Genomic DNA, 935 nt, shown 5'->3' with positions numbered 1-935 from the left:
GGGCACAGCTGTGCCCTGGGGCCGTAGTCGCGGCGGTGGCGGCTACGCCGGGACCTTTCGTGGAGTCGGGGTCTGGGCCTGCTCCGTGGGGGTCGGCGCGAAGGTGCGCCTTGGGATGGCCAGGGCTGCCGCTCCCGCGAGGGCTACGACCGCGGCGCCGCCCACCTCGCGGAGGGCGTTGTTCGCTCCGGAGGCCATGCCCTGCTCGGTCGGGCGGACGCTGGACATCACCAGGTGGGACGCGGGGGCGAAGAACAGAGCCATACCGATGCCGCTGATGATGAGGCCGGGCAGCTGCGCGGTGTAGGAGACGTCCGTGGTGACCACGTAGCCCAGGTAGCCGAGCCCGGCGGCCTGGAGGAACAGCCCCGTCGCGACGACCGGGCGGCCACCGATCCGGTCGGAGAGGATCCCGGCGATCGGCGCGACGAGCATCGGCATCCCGGTCCAGGGCAGCATCCGCAGCCCCGCCTCGGTCGGCGAGTAGCCGAGGACGCCCTGCATGTACTGGCTGAGCAGGAAGATCGAGCCGAACATCCCCAGGAACATCAGCATGCTCGCCGCGTTGATGCCCGCGAAGGCGCGGGACCGGAACAGCCGCATCGGGAGCATGGGGTTCGCCGCCCGGACGCCGTGGAGCACGAAGCCGGCCAGCAGTGCGGCGCCCGCGACGAGGCCGAACAGCACCGGAGCGACCGTCCATCCGTCGGCGGGGCCGCGGACCAGGCCGTACACGATGCCGAAGAGGCCGCCGCTGGCCAGCACGGTGCCGGTGATGTCGAGCGGGGCGCCCGTGCCGTGGGACTCCCGGAGGCGGAGGCGGGCGAGCGGGAGCAGGACGAGGCCCAGCGGAACGTTCAGCCAGAAGATCCACTGCCAGGAGATGTGCTCGGTGAGGCTGCCGCCGATGAGGGGCCCGGAGGCGACGGCGAGGC

General features: G+C 72.6%; 1 protein-coding gene. It reads right to left on the bottom strand.

Annotated elements, in window-relative coordinates; translation table 11 throughout:
• Positions 1–42 precede the first annotated feature (42 nt).
• On the bottom strand, positions 43–935 hold an 893-nt coding region (locus AOK15_RS37825; protein WP_240508780.1), incomplete at its 5' end, for an MFS transporter.

It is taken from the genome of Streptomyces ossamyceticus, assembly GCF_001418475.1.
GTDB lineage: Bacteria > Actinomycetota > Actinomycetes > Streptomycetales > Streptomycetaceae > Streptomyces > Streptomyces ossamyceticus.
The sequence above is the reverse complement of the archived record's forward strand: the minus strand, read 5'-3'. Positions and strand labels throughout refer to the sequence as shown.